At 63.2% G+C, this 14,105-nt stretch carries 14 protein-coding genes and 1 pseudogene; 11 read left to right on the forward strand and 4 right to left on the reverse strand.

Going from position 1 to position 14,105, the window contains the following annotated elements; all coding sequences use genetic code 11:
• Positions 1 to 37 precede the first annotated feature (37 nt).
• From ACF66B_RS14605 to ACF66B_RS14625, 5 genes are all read left to right on the forward strand, one after another.
• Entirely contained in the window at positions 38 to 1,531 is a 1,494-nt protein-coding gene (locus tag ACF66B_RS14605) for a CoA-acylating methylmalonate-semialdehyde dehydrogenase (protein WP_392664877.1), read from the forward strand.
• A 15-nt stretch (positions 1,532 to 1,546) separates the two neighbouring features.
• Complete coding sequence (locus ACF66B_RS14610) at positions 1,547 to 3,208, forward strand: GMC family oxidoreductase N-terminal domain-containing protein (protein WP_111432057.1); 1,662 nt, start codon at positions 1,547 to 1,549, stop codon at positions 3,206 to 3,208.
• 91 nt (positions 3,209 to 3,299) lie between these two features.
• Complete coding sequence (locus tag ACF66B_RS14615; protein WP_111432058.1) at positions 3,300 to 4,871, forward strand: BCCT family transporter; 1,572 nt, start codon at positions 3,300 to 3,302, stop codon at positions 4,869 to 4,871.
• A gap of 101 nt (positions 4,872 to 4,972) precedes the next feature.
• On the forward strand, positions 4,973 to 7,486 hold the full coding sequence (locus tag ACF66B_RS14620; RefSeq protein ID WP_111432059.1) for a CoA transferase: 2,514 nt from the start codon (positions 4,973 to 4,975) through the stop codon (positions 7,484 to 7,486).
• 69 nt (positions 7,487 to 7,555) lie between these two features.
• On the forward strand, positions 7,556 to 8,539 hold the full coding sequence (locus ACF66B_RS14625; RefSeq protein ID WP_111432060.1) for an MDR family oxidoreductase: 984 nt from the start codon (positions 7,556 to 7,558) through the stop codon (positions 8,537 to 8,539).
• An 18-nt stretch (positions 8,540 to 8,557) separates the two neighbouring features.
• Here ACF66B_RS14625 and ACF66B_RS14630 read toward each other — a convergent pair whose 3' ends face one another.
• From ACF66B_RS14630 to ACF66B_RS14645, 4 genes and pseudogenes are all read right to left on the reverse strand, one after another.
• A complete protein-coding gene (locus ACF66B_RS14630; protein ID WP_162683467.1) occupies positions 8,558 to 8,905 on the reverse strand; it encodes a hypothetical protein in 348 nt (115 codons plus the stop codon).
• A 402-nt stretch (positions 8,906 to 9,307) separates the two neighbouring features.
• Positions 9,308 to 9,421 (reverse strand): annotated as a pseudogene (locus ACF66B_RS14635) (transposase); the annotation flags it as partial.
• A 49-nt stretch (positions 9,422 to 9,470) separates the two neighbouring features.
• Positions 9,471 to 9,827 (reverse strand): hypothetical protein, encoded by a 357-nt coding sequence (locus tag ACF66B_RS14640; RefSeq protein WP_392664879.1) that lies wholly within the window; start codon positions 9,825 to 9,827, stop codon positions 9,471 to 9,473.
• Positions 9,828 to 11,053 (reverse strand): IS3 family transposase gene (locus tag ACF66B_RS14645; protein ID WP_111432149.1). Its coding sequence is split into 2 segments (ribosomal slippage): positions 9,828 to 10,711 and positions 10,711 to 11,053, totalling 1,227 coding nucleotides; the frame shifts between segments, so codons are not numbered across the junction.
• 633 nt (positions 11,054 to 11,686) lie between these two features.
• On the opposite strand from ACF66B_RS14645, the gene ACF66B_RS14650 reads away from it, so the two are divergent.
• The 6 genes from ACF66B_RS14650 to ACF66B_RS14675 all read left to right on the forward strand — a co-directional run bounded on the left by ACF66B_RS14650 (position 11,687) and on the right by ACF66B_RS14675 (position 14,101).
• Positions 11,687 to 11,920, forward strand: coding sequence for a hypothetical protein (locus tag ACF66B_RS14650; protein WP_111430016.1), 234 nt, complete (start codon positions 11,687 to 11,689; stop codon positions 11,918 to 11,920).
• 48 nt (positions 11,921 to 11,968) lie between these two features.
• Positions 11,969 to 12,244, forward strand: a complete 276-nt coding sequence (locus ACF66B_RS14655) for a hypothetical protein (protein WP_162683273.1) — start codon at positions 11,969 to 11,971, stop codon at positions 12,242 to 12,244.
• On the forward strand, positions 12,244 to 12,585 hold the full coding sequence (locus ACF66B_RS14660) for an HK97 family phage prohead protease (RefSeq protein ID WP_162683274.1): 342 nt from the start codon (positions 12,244 to 12,246) through the stop codon (positions 12,583 to 12,585). The genes ACF66B_RS14655 and ACF66B_RS14660 overlap by 1 nt, the downstream gene beginning before the upstream one ends.
• Positions 12,586 to 12,664: 79 nt before the next feature.
• Positions 12,665 to 13,207 carry a hypothetical protein gene (locus ACF66B_RS14665; RefSeq protein WP_111430018.1) on the forward strand — a complete coding sequence of 181 codons (543 nt, stop codon included), beginning with the start codon at positions 12,665 to 12,667 and terminating at the stop codon, positions 13,205 to 13,207.
• Entirely contained in the window at positions 13,207 to 13,899 is a 693-nt protein-coding gene (locus tag ACF66B_RS14670) for a terminase small subunit (RefSeq protein WP_111430019.1), read from the forward strand. The genes ACF66B_RS14665 and ACF66B_RS14670 overlap by 1 nt, the downstream gene beginning before the upstream one ends.
• Positions 13,892 to 14,101 carry a hypothetical protein gene (locus ACF66B_RS14675; RefSeq protein ID WP_111430020.1) on the forward strand — a complete coding sequence of 70 codons (210 nt, stop codon included), beginning with the start codon at positions 13,892 to 13,894 and terminating at the stop codon, positions 14,099 to 14,101. Before ACF66B_RS14670 ends, ACF66B_RS14675 begins: the two co-directional genes overlap by 8 nt.
• Positions 14,102 to 14,105: the final 4 nt, after the last annotated feature.

Genomic DNA, 14,105 nt, shown 5'->3' on the forward strand with positions numbered 1-14,105 from the left:
ATCTAGCCCGAGAAAACATCGGGAGGATGACATGACCATCACAGACATTGGACACTATATTGCCGGACAGCGCGTCGCCGGTCAGTCAGGCCGCGCGCAGGATGTCTATAACCCTGCAACCGGCGCCGTCACCGGGCGCGTCGCTTTGGCCGAAGAAGCCGAGGTCGCCCGCGCCGTGGCGGCCGCGCAGGCGGCGTTCCCGGCATGGGCCGACATGCCGCCGATCCGGCGCGCGCGGCTGATGAACCGCTTCCTCAACCTGCTCAACCAGCACAAGGACGATCTGGCCCGCGCCATCACCGCCGAGCATGGCAAGGTCTTCACCGATGCGCGGGGCGAAGTCGAGCGCGGCATCGACATCGTCGAGTTCGCCTGCGGCATTCCGCAACTTCTGAAAGGCCAGTTCACCGATCAGGTCTCGACCGGGATCGACAACTGGACGCTGCGCCAGCCGCTTGGCGTCTGTGCGGGAATCACCCCGTTCAACTTTCCTGTCATGGTGCCGATGTGGATGTTCCCGGTTGCCATCGCCGCCGGCAACACCTTCGTTCTGAAACCCTCGCCCACCGATCCGACTCCGTCGCTGATGTACGCGGAGCTGATGAAGGAAGCCGGCTTCCCGGATGGCGTCTTCAACGTTGTTCAGGGCGACAAGGTCGCTGTGGACGCGCTGCTCGACCATCCCGATGTGCGCGCGGTCTCGTTCGTCGGCTCGACGCCGATCGCCAACTACATCTACGAGACCGGCGCGCGGAACGGCAAGCGCGTGCAGGCGCTGGGCGGGGCCAAGAACCACATGCTGGTCATGCCCGACGCCGATCTCGAGAAGGCTGTCGACGCGCTGGTCGGTGCGGCCTTCGGCTCGGCCGGTGAACGCTGCATGGCGATCTCGGTCGCGACGCTCGTGGGCGATGTCGCCGATCGCATCGTTCCCATGCTGGCCGAACGCGCGCAGAACCTCTTGATCAAGAACGGTCAGGAAATGGACGCCGAGATGGGCCCCATCGTGACCGGCGCCGCGCGCGACCGGATCACCGGCTACATCGAAAAGGGCGTCTCGGAAGGTGCGAAGCTGGTCGTCGACGGCCGCGGCCACAGCGTCGAGGGCCATGAGAACGGCTTCTGGCTGGGCGGCACGCTGTTCGACCATGTCACCCCCGACATGACGATCTACCGCGAAGAGATCTTCGGCCCGGTCCTCGCCTGCGTCCGCGTCAATGACTTCGCGGAAGGGCTTCAGCTGATCAACGACCATGAATATGGCAACGGCGTCAGCCTGTTCACCCGTGACGGCAACGTTGCGCGCGAATTCGGCCGCAAGGTGCAGGCCGGCATGGTCGGCGTCAACGTGCCGATCCCGGTGCCGATGGCATGGCACGGCTTCGGCGGCTGGAAGAAGAGCCTCTTCGGCGACATGCACGCCTATGGCGAAGAGGGCGTGCGGTTCTACACCAAGCAGAAATCGATCATGCAGCGCTGGCCTGAAAGCATCTCGAAGGGTGCCGAATTCGCCATGCCGGTCTCTCGCTGAGAACGGAGAGGCACGATGCCCAGAGATCCGTTCGACTACATCATCGTGGGGGCCGGCACCGCCGGCTGCCTGCTTGCGAACCGCCTCAGCGCCGATCCGACGAAATCGGTGCTGCTGCTCGAGGCCGGAAAGAAGGATAACTACCTCTGGATCCATATCCCCGTGGGGTATCTTTACTGTATCGGCAACCCCCGCACGGACTGGATGTTCCAGACCGAGCCCACGGTGGGGCTGAACGGCCGATCCTTGCGCTATCCGCGCGGCAAGACCCTTGGCGGCTGTTCGTCGATCAACGGCATGATCTACATGCGTGGGCAGGCCCGCGACTATGACACCTGGGCCGCGCTGACCGGGGACGACGACTGGTCCTGGGAAAAGTCCCTGCCCGACTTCAAGGCGCATGAGCATCACTACAAGCTGGATGGCGGTGCCGATCCGAAGACGGGTGACAACAGCCGCTTCTCGGATCTGCATGGCGGTGATGGCGAGCTCAGGATCGAGAAGCAGCGGCTGCGGTGGGACGTGCTCGAGGCATTCGCGAAGGCGGCGAACGAGGCCGGGATCGAGAGCACCGACGATTTCAACAGCGGCGACAATGCCGGTGTCGGCTATTTCGAGGTGACGCAGAAATCGGGCTGGCGCTGGAACAGCTCGAAGGCCTTCCTGCGTCCCGCCAAGGACCGCAAGAACCTGACTGTCTGGACCGAAAGCCATGTCGAGCGCCTGGTGGTCGAGACCGCCGAGGACGGCTCGAAGCGCTGCGTCGGCGCCGTCGTGCGGCGCGGGGGTGATGCGGTCACCGTCCGGGCGAGCGGAGAGGTTGTCCTGTCCGCGGGCGCCATCGGCTCGCCTCAGATCCTGCAGCTTTCGGGCATCGGGCCTGCCGAGCTGCTTCAGTCGCACGGGATCGAAGTCGTCCAGGACATGCCGGGCGTCGGCGAGAACCTGCAGGATCACCTGCAGATCCGTGCGGTCTACAAGATCGAGAACGCCAAGAGCATGAACACGATGGCGAACTCGCTGTTTGGCAAGGCGAAGATCGGTCTGGAATACGTTCTGACGCGTTCGGGGCCGATGAGCATGGCGCCCAGCCAGCTTGGCGCCTTCACCCGCTCGGACCCGTCGCGGCCCCACGCCAATCTGGAATACCATGTCCAGCCGCTCAGCCTCGACGCCTTCGGCGAGGATCTGCACCCGTTTCCGGCCATGACGGCCAGCGTGTGCAACCTGAACCCGACCTCGCGGGGACATGTGCGGATCAAGTCGAACAGCGTGGGCGACGCGCCCGAGATCGCGCCGAACTACCTGGCGACCGAGGAGGATCGTCTGGTCGCCGCGCAGAGCCTGAGGCAGGTGCGCGAGATCATGGCCAAGCCCGCCATGCAGAAATTCAAGCCGGTCGAGTGGAAGCCCGGCGTCCAGTTCCAGACCGACGAGGAACTGGCCAAGCTCGCGGGTGACATTGCCAACACGATCTTTCACCCCGCAGGCACGGCACGCATGGGGCGCAAGGACGATCCGGGCTCGGTCGTCGATACGCATCTGCGCGTGCATGGGATCGAGGGGCTGCGCGTCGTCGATGCCAGCGTCATGCCCGAGATCACCAGCGGCAACACCAATGCGCCCACACTCATGATCGCCGAAAAGGCCGCGCGCTGGATCCGAGCCGGCGTCTGAGCCGGTCGCCAGGTTTCGTGCCGGTCCTTTTCGGGGCCGGCCCGTCAATCAAGCCCGCCAGTATAGAACGGAGCGGGTTCAGGAGGAAAACATGCAACACATCATACCCGGGGGCGACCGGCTCGACTGGCGCGTCTTCTTTCCATCCCTTGCGGTGATCACCGCAGTCGTGGCGCCCCTGCTGCTCTTCCCCGAAGCGGGGTCCGTGGCCGTCAATGCCGCCTTCGCCTTTGCGACGGGCCAGTTCGGCTGGCTCTACCTTGTCGCAGGCCTTGGCACGGTCGTCTTTCTGATCGGCCTCGCCATGAGCCGATTTGGCAATGTCCGCCTGGGCGGACCGGAGGACGCGCCGGAGTTCAGCTATTTCAGCTGGGTTGCGATGATCTTCTGCGGCGGCATCGGCATCGCCATTGTGAACTGGGCCTGGGTCGAACCGATCTACTATCTGCAGGGCCCACCCTTCGGCGTGCCGCCGATGTCCTCCGAGGCCGGCGAATGGGCACTGACCTATGGACAGTTCCATTGGGGCCTGACCCCTTGGGCGTTCTATTGCCTGCCCTCCATTCCGATCGCCTATTCGATGTTCGTCCGTCGCAATCCCGGCGTCCGGCTGTCGGTTGCCGCGGGCGGTGTGCTGGGACGGCATGTCGACAGCTGGATCGGCGTCCTGCTCGACTCCGTCGTCGTCTTTGGCGTGGTCGGCGGTGTCGGCACCTCGCTGGGCCTTGCTGTGCCGCTGGTGTCCCGTCTTGTCGGCGGCCAGTTCGGCATCGAGCCGTCGCTCGGCCTCGATCTCGCCATCCTGGTAGTCTGGACGGCAATGTTCGGCGGCTCCGTGTGGTTCGGCCTCTCCAAGGGCATCAAGATCCTTTCGGACATCAACGTTATCCTGGCCATCCTGCTGCTGGCATTCACCTTCATCGTCGGCCCCAAACTGTTCATCGTGAATGGCTGGGTGAACAGCCTGGGCCAGATGGCGGCCAATTTCGTCCATATGAGCACCTGGACCGATCCGGTCGGCGGCTCGTCGTTCTGGAAGGACTGGACCGTCTTCTACTGGGCCTGGTGGATCGCCTATGCCCCGATGATGGGCCTCTTCGTGGCGCGCATCTCGCGCGGCCGGACGATCCGGGAACTGATCATCGCGGAGCTGGTCTGGGGGTCGCTGGGCTGCTGGGTATTCTTCGCAATCTGGGGTGGCTACGCGGTGAACCTCCAACTGTCCGGCGCGCTGGATGTCTCGGCCATCCTGTCGAGCGAGGGCATCCCCGCGACGGTCCAGGCGATCCTAGGCACGATGCCAATGTCCGGCCTCATCACGATCGTCTTCGTCGTGCTGTGCTTCATCTTCCTCGCCACGACGCTCGACTCGGCGGCCTATGTTCTGGCCTCGGTCACCTCGCGCAAACTGTCGGGTTATCAGGAGCCCAAACGGTCGATCCGCATCACCTGGGCGCTGATTCTGGCCGCGGTCGGTGTGGTGCTGATCCAGCTGGGAGGTTTGAAACCGGTGCAAACCTCGACGATCGTCGTGGCCCTGCCGCTGATGCCGGTTCTCGTGATCCTGTGCATCTCGCTTTTGCGCTGGCTGAAGGAAGATTTCAGCACCGAGGACAGCCGGCACCATCTCGTGGTGAAACAGCCCTCGGGCCCGGCCAATTGATGAAACGCGGATCGGCCACTTGATGGGGCCGATCCGCATGCCCTCTTCCCCTTGTCCGGCAGAACCCTGCCTGTCCAGCACCGCGCCTGATGGAGAAAGACATGACTACCGCCAAGCCCTCGCTCCTGCCACTGAAGGGTGTCAAGGTCATCGACTTCGGTCAGTATATCGCCGGCCCAGCCGTCGCCATGATCCTGGCCGATCTTGGTGCCACCGTGATCCATGTCGATCCGCCGGGCGGCCCGTTGTGGCAAAGCCCGGCCAATGCCACGCTGAACCGTAACAAGATGATCGTGACGATCGATCTCAAGACACCCGAGGGTCTGGCCGAGGCGCTCGACCTCGTGGCCGAGGCCGATATCGTGGTCGAGAGTTTCCGCCCCGGTGTGATGAAACGGCACGGGCTCGACTTTGCCGCGCTGCGTGAGGAAAGGCCCGAACTGATCGCGCTGTCCATCCCGGGCTTTGCCTCGAACGACACTCTGCGGCGCGACTGGCGGGCATTCGAAAGCATCATCGCCGCCAGTTCGGGCGTCTTCACCGATATGGGACTGAACCGCGTGCTGATGGGCGTTAACCCGTCGTTCTCGCCGCTGCCGCTGTCCTCGGCCTATGGCACGATGCTGGCGGCCTCTGCCGTCGTGCTGGCGCTGCAATCGCGCGAGCGCACCGGATATGGCGACGAGATCGAGGTACCGCTGGCCTCGGCGGTGATGGAGGGGCTTTCCTACAACTCGATCCACATCCAGGACTACCCGGACCGCTACAAGACCCAGCGTGAGGCCGAGATCGAGCGGCGCCGCGCCGAAGGCCTGCCGATGAACGTGACCTACGAGGAGCTGCAGGAGTTCCTCGATCCGTTCTACCGGTCCTACAAGTGCAAGGACGGGCGGATGTTCTACGTCGTCTGCCCCAGCCACAAACACCACGCCAAGCGATGCCTCAAGGTCCTGGGCATCTATGACGACCTGGTGGCAGAGGGGCTGACCGAGGAAGAAGACACCTATCTGCCGGTTTCCGAATGGACCTCGGACGTGTCGCTGGGCGTCTACCCGCTGCCCAAGCTCTGGGCCGACAAGATCGCCGCACGCATGAAAGAGGTCTTCCTCACGCGCACCGCGAAGGAATGGGAGAGGATCTTCGGGCGCGGCAAGTTCCCCGGCGCGCCGCAGCGGTGGCTGCAGGAATGGATCAACGACGACCATGCCGAAACCACCGGACTGATGGTTGAAGTCGAGGACCCCGTGTTCGGAACCATGACGCAACCCGGTCCGATGGTCTGGCTGGCCGAGAGCGGCGAAGAGATGCTCTCGCCCGAACCGCGTCGCTGGGTCACCGTGGCGGGGGCGTTGCAGATCTTGCGCCGGCAGCCGACGAAACTGCCCCGCTCAAGGGCCAGCCGCGAAAAGGCCGGATGGCTGGACGGTGTCCGGATCCTCGACATGTGCAACGTGATCGCCGGGCCGCACTCGGCATCCTACCTCTCGCGGTTCGGCGCCGAGGTCATCAAGATCGACCCGGCCAAGCCGAACTACGATTGCTGGAACACGGTCATCTTCAGCCTGTCGCATGGCCGCGGGAAACGTTCGATTCTGGCGGACATTTCGTCGAAGGAGGGTCGCGAGGTCTTCGAAAAGCTCGTGGCCTCGGTGGATGTCATCGTGTGGAATGCGCCGGACAGGCAGGTCACGGCGATGGGGCTCGATGTGGAGGGGCTGAAAAAGCTCAACCCCGACGCAATCTTCTGCCAGCTCGACTGTTTCAGCGGCGTGCGGCCCGGCCCCCGGACCAATTACCTCGGCTATGATGACCTGGTGCAAGCCACGACCGGCATCATGCTGCGCTTCGGGGGCGGCATGGACACCCCCGAGGAACACGCGCACGTCGGCACGATCGACGTGATGTGCGGCTTTGGCGCGGCGCTCGGCATCGCAACCGCGCTGTACCAGAAGCTCAAGTTCGGGCGCATCGGACGGCCGCGCACCTCGCTCTCCGCGCTCTCGGGCCTCGCACAGATACCGTTCTGCTATGACTACGAACGCCGCCCGCTCTTCGACGAACCCTCCGGCCGCGAAGCCAACGGGTTCGGGCCGCTCGAGCGGTTCTACTACACCGCCTCGGACCGGTTCATCCTTCTGTGCGCCACCGAAGCGGACCTGCCGAAGCTGAACGCGGTTGATGGTCTCGAGGGGATCGCCGACGTGCCGGCAGAGGACCGGGCAGGCTTCCTCGCGACCGCCTTCATGGGCGCGCGCGCGGAGGACTGGACAGAGCGCCTGGTCGCCGCCGATATCGGCGCCACGGTCTGCGAGAACATCGAGACGATCCGCGCCTATAACAGTCGCCCAGCAGATGGCACGCCCGGCACCGAAAACGGCAGCTATGCCTTCTCGGTCTACGAGGATCATCCCAGCGGACATGTCATCACTCAGCTCGACCCCTTCGCGATCCGTCCCGCGAATGCGGCGATCTACGCCCCGGCCCCGACGGAAAAGTTTGGCGCCTCGACCCGCGCCGTTCTGAGAGATGCCGGCTATGGCGATGATGCCATCGAGGCGATGCTGGCCAGCGGAGCGGTCAGCGAAAGCTGGAGCAAGGAGTATCTGCCGAGCTGATGCCGGGACCCGGCCGGCGCCCTGTCCATGCTGGCCACCGACACCTCAGACCCCAAGGAAGAGAGATCCATGTTCGACGCCATTGTCATCGAGAAAAGCCAGTCTGGGCAGCACGTTGCGCGCAGCGAGGTCACCTTTGCCGCATTGCAGGAGGGCGAGGTCGCTGTCGATGTCGCCTGGTCGACCCTGAACTACAAGGACGCGCTGGCAATCACCGGCAGCGCGCCGGTGGTGCGGAACTTTCCGATGGTGCCCGGCATCGACTTTGCGGGAACAGTCGCGGAAAGTCGGCATCCCGATTATGCCGTCGGTGACCGTGTGGTTCTGAACGGGTGGGGTGTCGGTGAAAAGCACTGGGGAGGGCTTGCCGCCCGGGCGCAGGTTCCCGGCGACTGGCTGGTGCGTCTGCCCGACAGCCTTTCGGCACGCCAGGCCATGGCCATTGGCACGGCCGGCTATACCGCCATGCTCTGCGTGATGGCACTTGAAGAGCAGGGGCTGACCCCCGATCACGGAGAGATCGTCGTGACCGGGGCCGCCGGCGGTGTCGGAAGTGTCGCCACCGCACTTCTTGCCGCACGCGGTTTTCGTGTCGCAGCGGTAACCGGCCGGGCAAGCGAGGGCGATTATCTCAAGCGATTGGGCGCGGCCAGCATCGTCGACCGCGCCGAATTGCAGGGCGCGTTGCGACCGCTGAACAAGGAACGCTGGGCCGGCGCCGTTGACGTTACGGGCGGGGCTCTCCTGGCCAATCTGCTGTCGATGATGAAATACCGTGGGGTGGTGGCGGCATGCGGGCTTGCGGCGGGCATGGACCTGCCGTCGTCCGTCGCGCCCTTCATCTTGCGCGGCGTCCGGTTGATCGGTGTCGACAGTGTCATGTGCCCGAAATCCGAACGCGAGCGGGCCTGGGACAAGCTTTCCCGGGAGCTGGATCTGGCCCTGCTGGAGACGATGACCACCGAGATCCCAATGGACCACGTGATCGAGACCGCACCGAAATTCCTAGAGGGTACGGTGCGGGGGCGGATCGTGGTGCCCGTTGCAGGCTAGGCTCTAGCATTCGCCAGTCTAGCGAACCGCGTGCAGCTTCGAGCGCTCGATGCCTCGCAGTCTCAGCAATCCTTCTCCACAGCGGCCGCCGAGCAATCGTGGGCGACCACCATCGCCTGTTGACCCGATGTCCATGAAGTTGCGAGGACTCACGAGTTGGGTGGCGGCAGGGATGTGGGTGGTCGAGGCCAATGCCGTGGTCGAGCTGTAGAGGCCGAAAAACCCCATGCCGGTCGTCTGAAGGATGACGAGCTTGAGCCGTTTCACATAGGTGAAACCGCCGAGACCGCCATCCTTGTCGCTCCAGCAGACCCATCCTGCCGAGCGTTCCTCGGCCGCCGCTATGGCGGTCGTGGCGCTGGTCACCCGCACAGAGCGCGCCCCCGAGCCTTGACGGCGGCACGGGCACGGCATCCATCGCCGGGAGCAATACGGGTTCGGGCATCTCGACCCGGCCGCTGGTGCGGTCGATCCGGATCGCCTCGAAGAAGTTCCCGGCATCCGGCCTGACCTTGAAGCTGAAATCGTCATTGCCCAAGAGGCCGATCAGCGCCCGGGCCAAGATGCCTGTCTTGAACGCGAAGGCGGCATCGTTTGCTGCGGCGGCCTTGTTGACTGTCGCCTCGATGCCCGCATCAGCGTTGTTCAGGGGACTGCCGGCGTGCTGACCGACAGCAGGTTGCAGCTGTCGGCTGTCGCCCTGCCGAGACCGGGAAGCTGCGCGGTCAGGTTGGCCTGCGGCATGCCTACCTGCGTCAAGGCGTTGGCGAAGGTCGCATCACTGATCCCGTGCTTGCGGCATAGATCTGGTGCGCTCATCCCCGCCTCGTGCTCCTTCAGAATGCCAATGATTTGCGCTTTGCTGAACCGTGATCTCTTCATCGCCTGTCTCCTCGTTCGGAGAACAGGCTAACCTCAAACGGAGGACGTTTCAGGGGAGCAGGTCAGTCCGGCATCCTGTCAGGCAAGTGACCATCAATGCCTTAGCCGCCATGCCGCTTTTCTGAGAAAGCTGGGCGTAGAACGCCGGCTCGTCCTGCCAGCGCATCGCGTTGTGGTGCCTCACCTTCGCCTTCACTCGCGGCAGAACATGAGCGCCTATGGCGACCGTCACTGGGTTCTCCCCTTCGCGGAAGCCGCGTGAGCGGGCCACGTCCAAAACGGCCTTCATGCGTTGCGCGACACGGCGGGCTGTCTCATGCTTCTCAGTCCAGATAGGGGAGAGGACCTGCAAGATTTCTGGCTGGTCGATCTCCGATACTGGACTTGCCCCTGTTTCACCGGACAGTCAGGCGGTTTCGGTTCTGGCCCTGATGAACTCGCGAGGCGAGCGCCACTTCAGGCCTGAGTGCGGGTGGTTGTCGTTGTAATCCTCGATCCAGTTTCCAATCAACGAGAGAGCGGTTGCGGCGTCAGGTAGTGGCGTGACGCGGACATAGTCGCGCTTCAGCGTCTTCACGAAGGCCTCCGAGATGCCGTTCGACTGGGGGCTGCCCACCGGCGTGAAACATGGCTTGAGGCCGAGTTTGCGGGCGAAGATGCGGGTTTCCTTCGCGGTGTAGGCGCTGCCGTTGTCGGAGAGAACCTCGATGATCTCGGGAGCGCGATGTGTCCCGAACCGGCGCTCCACGGCCTCGAGCAGCATGTCGCGCACATCCGATCCGCTGATCCCGGCTCCAGTGAGCGCGCGCCAGGCAATCACCTCGCGGTCATGGGCGTCGATAAGGAAGGCGGCCCGGATGATGTCACCGTTCCAACAGATGAATTCCAGTCCATCGGAACACCATCTGAGGTTCGAGCGCAGCATGATCACCTTGCCGTCATGGGTGCGCTCGGGACGAGGGAGGCCGCTGCGCTCCAGGAGCAAGGCGTTGTTCTTCATGATCCTGTAGATGCGCTTGTGGTTGGTGGGGGAAAGTCCCTCCGCCCGCAGCTCCCGGTTCAGAACCGCGGTGATGCGGCGATAGCCATAGGTCGGGCGCTCCGCCAACAGGCGTTTGATCCGGGGCAGCAGCGTCGCGTCGCCTGCCTTTCGGTAGGCGCTCCGCGGCTTCGCGCTTCCCGTCATCCGTTCATGCAGGTTCGAGCGGGACACGCCCAGCGTCTCGACCACCGCCTTCATCGTGAACCGTCCTTCGGCAAGGACAGCGCATGCAAGGTCGGTTTTTTTGACCTCGATTTTTCGAGGGCTTCCTTGAGGATCTCGGCCTCAAGCGTCTTGCGCCCGAGTTGCCGCTCCAGCTCCCGGATGCGCGTCTCCATCTCGCGAACGGTCTTGTTGCTGGTCACGTCATCGTCGCCGGTCACCGCGACACTCCCTCCCTCCAGCATCAGCTTCCGCCAACGATACAGGAGATTGGGGGCCACGCCATGGCGGCGGGCGACCGCCGATATGCTGTCGCGTCCATCCAGTGTTTCTTCAACAATCCGGAGCTTCTCCTCTGCAGACCGGCGCTGCCGCCGGCCTCCATCAGTGATGATCTCAAATTCAGACATAAGTACGTGCCCAGGCATATGCCTAAGCCTCCATGGCTATGCCTGACTGTCCGGTCGAAACAGGGGCCAGTTCACCTCTGTCGATTTACACGAAGAAGTTGTTCTGGATGTATTGCACGCTCTACAGGTCAACATCCTATCTAGAAGCGATTTTTCGAAGGCCATTTCAATTCTCGAAGAGAGGGCGGATATTCCCCCCGGCGGAAAATTCGAAAACCCCTGGGGGCGGGTCTCGGAAGCGACTGTCTGTCGAGGATGAAGAAGCGCGGAATTGTGTTCGAATTCATTGCGACTGGAGCGCCGACATGCCTCGCTGTCGTGGCCAAAGTAACTCAGGGCAGTCCGCGGCTTGCCCTGCAATGTTCAGTAAGGGACGAGCTTTTCCGGAACTCCATAGTTCACGCCGATCCCAGCGAGAACCTCGTGACTCACACTCTTGCACGCTGTCAGCACACTGTGCCAGCACCCACACCCCGGCGGCCCATAGGCCGTATTTTGGCAGGTAGAGCGCCTTCGAGCACAAATAACTGAAGTATTACAAATGTTGATGGCAGCGCATTTTGCAGCCATCGGCAATTTTTAACTTGCGATTATTTATGGCTCCACCATTATAAATAATAGATACGCCATTATTTAATATTGGAGGCGACTTTGATTAATAGCAAGAGATGGTTCGTTCAGTGCCAAGTATCGGAGGAAGAATACGACAGCCTCCGTACGCTTGGTTCTGATCTTAATCTTCGGCCCGGCGATACGCTGCGCACGATCATTCGCCAGCGGGTCGAGAAGGGTGACTTTCTGACCAAGGAAGCCCCGCACCCCACGGCGGCCCTCGCTGAGGTCATGCTGGAGCTGGTTCCGCTGGTGCATCGCATGAAAATGTAACTCGATGAGCAGGCCGCCGAGTTGGCCCGCCTGCGGGAGGGCTGATCGATGGGTACGCCACTCCTCCGAGACGGCATTCTTCAGGGCACGCCCTTTGACGGTATGAGCTACGAGCTGACCCGCCTCACCTACGATGAGGTTCAGAAGGCCAATCGGATTCTCGAGAAATCGCGCGCAGGCCAGCGGCTCGATTCAAACGAGCTGCGAGACCTTATGGCGCTCCGCAAGGCGGCGAAGGCGGGCAGCAAGCCCCCGGCGGCCAAGGCGAGCACCATCGAGCGGCTTTCGGCCACGGTGCGCGAGCTTCGCGAGGTGCTGAAGTAATGAACATCAAGGGCTACGCCAGTACCAACGATTTGGATCGGGCGCGGCATGTGGTCGCCGCTAACGCCTTCCGCGCCAGCATCGCCGCCAAGGGCCTGAGCGGCCCCAAAGGCATCAGGCTGCTGCATCAACACCGGAGCGAGTTGGTAATCGGCCGCATCCTGAAACTTGAGCAGCGCGCCAAGGGCCTCTGGATCGAGGCGGAGGTCGACGAGGACATCGCGCATGGGCGCGAGGTTGCCGCCATGATTCGGGCCGCCGGGGGGCTCTCCTACAGCGTGGGGTTCTTCGTGCGCGATGCCGATATCGAAGAAGACGCCAGCGGCGGGAATACCTGCTGATCACACGCGGCGAGCTTGATGAGGTCAGTGTCGTGACCTTCCCGGCCCAGCCCAATGCCATAATCACGGAGTTTGACTGATGAAGACCGAAGCTGAAAGGCAGAAGGAATTGCGCGACCGGCTGCAGGCCGCACGCGACATGACCCCGGAGTACAAGGATGGGCTGCGCGCAAAGTTGGCGCGGCAGACTTTCAATGAGCAGGAGCGGATGCTCAAGTGCCTGCGCCTCAACCTGCTGACCTACGAGAAGTGGCTGAAAGACCCGAGCACGGAACTCCCGGAAGGTCATGAGGCATTCCTCTACGATTGGGCACTTGGAGGATATGGCTTCGTCTCGACCGAAGAAGGGCTGCAACCTATTAGGCTGCGGAGTGCCCCCGCAAAGATCCTCGGGATCCGGCCCCCAGCCAGCCCCACGGCGGCCAGCGATGCCAATCCCTGCGATGGCCCGAATGTCCCGGTCGGTCGCCGGATCGTGCAGGAGGCTTCCGCTTCACCGGGTCCCAATCTCAATGTTCCCGAGGATGCTCGCAGGCCCGATCGCGTGCAGGAAGCGCCACGCAAGAGCACAACCATCCCCCTCGGGCTGATGGGTAACCTCGTTGGGCGGAGGCGGGGCTGATGAGTGACCGCCTACCAGACGGGCGGGTGCGGCCTCCGTGGCTTGAGCCGGGCGAGCCGGAGCGGGATGTATCCATGCCCTCGCACCTCTTCGCGCCCGGCAACAAGCTCTCGGTTGGCCACGGAGCGCCGAGGCTGGTCAAGGACGGTGAAGAGCTTTGGAGCCGGTTCCTCGAATATGTTGAATGGATCGAGACCAACCCTGTGTGCGCATTGCGCAAGGTTGTTTCCCACAATCGCATCATCGAGGTGGAGGACGAATTCCTTCGGCCCATGACGTGGCAGAGCTTCGCCGCCTTCCTCGGGGTCTCGACCGCAACGCTCGAGTATTGGCGTAGGGATTGCGAAGATCTGATCGAGACCCTGCACCGGATCAAGGACACGATGTTCGCCAACAAGTTCGAAGGGGCCGCCGTGGGTGTGTTCCGGGAAGCGATCATCTCGCGCGAGCTTGGGCTCGCCGATCATCAGGCGCTATCGGTGGATCTCGATCAACAGGCCGCGTTCAAGCCTCAGTTCAACATTCTGCCCGCCGCCACGGTGGCCGACCTGATCCATCCGGACGATCCCGACCCCGAGGGCATCGAGCGGGGCTATCAAATCCTTTGCACCCAAGCGCAGCTCGATGCGGGGATGCCCTTCTTTGACGGCCGGACAATCGAACATCAAGCCGAGGACGTGACCGATGGATGACTTCAACATTCGCCCCGTACCCCAAGGCCGGTACTTCGCACCGTCGGATGAAAAGCAGCGCGGGCCACTCCTTACACAGAAGCAGATCGAATACGGCATCGAGATGCGCAGGCGAGCGGGCCTGAATGCCACGGCTACGCCCGGCGAGCTGGCCAAGGCAATCGATCCGAACGCGGCTCGTTACAACGTCAGCGGGGGTTGAAATG

Origin of the sequence: Amaricoccus sp. B4, from assembly GCF_043226085.1 — a bacterium.
Lineage (GTDB): Bacteria > Pseudomonadota > Alphaproteobacteria > Rhodobacterales > Rhodobacteraceae > Amaricoccus.

Bases quoted from the DNA above. Each gene is read 5' to 3' on its own strand.
- ACF66B_RS14625 (WP_111432060.1), top strand. From the start codon at position 7,556: ATGTTCGACGCCATTGTCATCGAGAAAAGCCAGTCTGGGCAGCACGTT.
- ACF66B_RS14660 (WP_162683274.1), top strand. From the start codon at position 12,244: ATGAACATCAAGGGCTACGCCAGTACCAACGATTTGGATCGGGCGCGG.
- ACF66B_RS14655 (WP_162683273.1), top strand. From the start codon at position 11,969: ATGGGTACGCCACTCCTCCGAGACGGCATTCTTCAGGGCACGCCCTTT.
- ACF66B_RS14670 (WP_111430019.1), top strand. From the start codon at position 13,207: ATGAGTGACCGCCTACCAGACGGGCGGGTGCGGCCTCCGTGGCTTGAG.
- ACF66B_RS14675 (WP_111430020.1), top strand. From the start codon at position 13,892: ATGGATGACTTCAACATTCGCCCCGTACCCCAAGGCCGGTACTTCGCA.
- ACF66B_RS14610 (WP_111432057.1), top strand. From the start codon at position 1,547: ATGCCCAGAGATCCGTTCGACTACATCATCGTGGGGGCCGGCACCGCC.
- ACF66B_RS14615 (WP_111432058.1), top strand. From the start codon at position 3,300: ATGCAACACATCATACCCGGGGGCGACCGGCTCGACTGGCGCGTCTTC.
- ACF66B_RS14620 (WP_111432059.1), top strand. From the start codon at position 4,973: ATGACTACCGCCAAGCCCTCGCTCCTGCCACTGAAGGGTGTCAAGGTC.
- ACF66B_RS14665 (WP_111430018.1), top strand. From the start codon at position 12,665: ATGAAGACCGAAGCTGAAAGGCAGAAGGAATTGCGCGACCGGCTGCAG.